The sequence below is a fragment of the Paenochrobactrum gallinarii genome, assembly GCF_014205685.1.
Taxonomy (GTDB): Bacteria; Pseudomonadota; Alphaproteobacteria; order Rhizobiales; family Rhizobiaceae; genus Paenochrobactrum; species Paenochrobactrum gallinarii.
This window is the reverse complement of the sequence record NZ_JACIIU010000069.1, coordinates 1-2244: the sequence shown is the minus strand read 5'-3', so window position 1 is coordinate 2244 and position 2244 is coordinate 1. Positions and strand designations below refer to the sequence as shown.

4 protein-coding genes are annotated in these 2244 nt (G+C 55.9%); 3 read left to right on the top strand and 1 reads right to left on the bottom strand.

Annotation, left to right across the window (positions count from 1 at the left end):
• Positions 1 to 274 precede the first annotated feature (274 nt).
• Positions 275 to 940: an ArsR/SmtB family transcription factor gene (locus FHS77_RS15940; RefSeq protein ID WP_184224896.1), complete on the bottom strand. Its 666-nt coding sequence runs from the start codon at positions 938 to 940 to the stop codon at positions 275 to 277.
• A 70-nt stretch (positions 941 to 1010) separates the two neighbouring features.
• On the opposite strand from FHS77_RS15940, the gene FHS77_RS15935 reads away from it, so the two are divergent.
• Genes FHS77_RS15935 through FHS77_RS15925 form a run of 3 tightly spaced genes read left to right on the top strand, consistent with a single transcriptional unit; the run spans position 1011 to position 2096 of the window.
• Positions 1011 to 1334 carry an NIPSNAP family protein gene (locus FHS77_RS15935; protein ID WP_184224895.1) on the top strand — a complete coding sequence of 108 codons (324 nt, stop codon included), beginning with the start codon at positions 1011 to 1013 and terminating at the stop codon, positions 1332 to 1334.
• Positions 1331 to 1693, top strand: a complete 363-nt coding sequence (locus FHS77_RS15930) for an antibiotic biosynthesis monooxygenase family protein (protein ID WP_184224894.1) — start codon at positions 1331 to 1333, stop codon at positions 1691 to 1693. The genes FHS77_RS15935 and FHS77_RS15930 overlap by 4 nt, the downstream gene beginning before the upstream one ends.
• Complete coding sequence (locus FHS77_RS15925) at positions 1686 to 2096, top strand: amino acid-binding ACT domain-containing protein (RefSeq protein ID WP_184224893.1); 411 nt, start codon at positions 1686 to 1688, stop codon at positions 2094 to 2096. The genes FHS77_RS15930 and FHS77_RS15925 overlap by 8 nt, the downstream gene beginning before the upstream one ends.
• Positions 2097 to 2244: the final 148 nt, after the last annotated feature.

Genomic DNA, 2244 nt, shown 5'->3' with positions numbered 1-2244 from the left:
TTTTTAGCTGCTGCGAATGCTGCTAAAAAATGGACAATGCCCATTCAAAATTGGCGTTTAGCCATGAATTGGTTTACGATACATTTTGATCATCGTTTGAAAGATCACTTGTAAAAGAAGCGGCAACTTACACAAAATAATAAACAGTCTCTTTTTGTGTTGTGACTTTGATCGCTGTTTGGCACTGATTATCAGCGTTATGTGGCATCATTGGAGCAAGAGGCTTCTATAGCTCATCTGCTATGGATGATCGCTTTACAGAGGAGGCTGTCGCTCAGCCAAGCCATCCGTTGAAACGCCGCTCGCCCTCTGGGCTGAAGCTGATGATGCGTGAATCTGGTATGCGCCGCGCCCAAGACAACACGAGCAGGCAATCCAATATTGCCTTCCCCATACGCCCGGCCAGGTGTTGGCGCCGCTGGCTCCAATCGAGGCAGCCACGGCAGAGTGGACGGTTGCTGAGCGGTAAATCCTCCAAATCGAGCCCGATCTCAGAAAGCTTGTCGCGGCCTCGATCCGTCACGGTCAGATCATCTGCCAGCCATTGATCTTCTTGCATTCGCTCGAAGAGTTTGACGCCCATTTCACCCGCTAGATGATCATAACAGATACGGGACTTGCGCAACGCGGGATCACGCGGACCCGTACGCACAGGTGGCGCGGCATCGCTGGAAAAGACCATTAACGCCTCAAGCAGAGCCGCGACATGGGGGCCAGCCAGACGAAAGTATCGGTGGCGTCCCTGCGCCTCGACGACCAACACTTCGCCATCTACCAACTTGGCGAGGTGGCTGCTGGCGGTCTGCTTGGTGATCCCGCCTCGTCCAGCAAGTTCGGTTGCGGTCAGAGCACGCCCGTCCATCAGCGCTATCAGCATCGCGCTGCGAGCGGGATCGGCGACAAGGGCGGCTACTCGGGCAATCTCAGGTCCTTCTTTCATAGTTCGACCATAATCGAACCATGGCTATGTTGCAATTGCTAGAAGGGGGTCAGCAAGAAAGGCCAAACCTATGATTACATGTGTCATCACCTATGATATTGACCCAAACCGGCAAGAATTGTTCGCACAATATGCCCGCAATTGGGGTGCATGCAGCCCACGCTGCGGGGCCGACCTAATAGGCTATTTCGCCCCGCATGAGGGATCGACCTCAACCGCCTACGGCATCTACTCCCTTCCATCACTGGCCGATTATGAAGCTTATCGCTCTCGACTGGCAGCGGATCCGCTGGGGCGCGAGAACTACGAATTCGCCAAACGCGAGGGCTTTATCCGGCGTGAAAGCCGTCTTTTCGTCAAGCTTGCCTCAGCCCCGCATGGAGATCGCGCATGATCGCCGTCATTTTCGAAGCTTGGGTTCCTGGTGAAGCGCAGGCGGAATATCTTGATTTGGCGGCTGAACTGCGCCCCCTGCTTGCAGACCTCGACGGCTTTATCTCCATCGAGAGATTCCAGAGCCTGACGACACCCGGTAAGGTCCTGTCGCTGTCCTTTTGGCGTGATGAAGCGGCTGTCGCAGCATGGCGCAACCTTCCTGAGCATCGCCGTGTACAGGCAGCTGGCCGCGACCATGTCTTTGCCGACTACCGCCTGCGCATTGCAGAAGTCGCGCGGGACTATGGAATGCGTGCGAGAGACGAAGCTCCGACCGACAGCCGCAACGTCCATAAGGGGGACACCGATCATGTTTGATTTGGAATTTCATTTGATGAACCGGCCCGGCACTCTGGCCGAGCTCGGCGAGGCTATGGGACGTGCTGGAGTGCCCTTTGAAGGTGGCGGCGTATTCAGCAATGGTGACCGATGCATCGCGCATTTCCTGTTCCTGGATGGCGAAGCAGCAGCTCGCGCTGCGGTAGAGGCCGGGATTTCCGTAATCGCAATACGAAAGCCGCTTATCCGCAAGCTGAAACAGGGCACGCCCGGCCAGCTTGGCGCGATCTCGCGCGCGCTCGCTGAGGCCGGGGTCAACGTCCTCGTGCAGTATTCAGATCATCACAACAGGCTTGTGCTGATCTGCGATCAGGAAGACGTGGCGCGGAGAGTGACAGAAGACTGGTCTGTCGGTGACGATCTCCCGATCGAGACCCAATGATCGATATGCCGTCATCCACTGTCGCTCGGGCCGATCGCGCTGCACGGTGGAAATGGTCTTGCACCGGTTGTGTTCCGGTCTATCTCTCATTTTAAGCGGCTTTTTTCTCAAATGCCACCGGCGATTTCCAGCCGAGTGTTGAATGTCT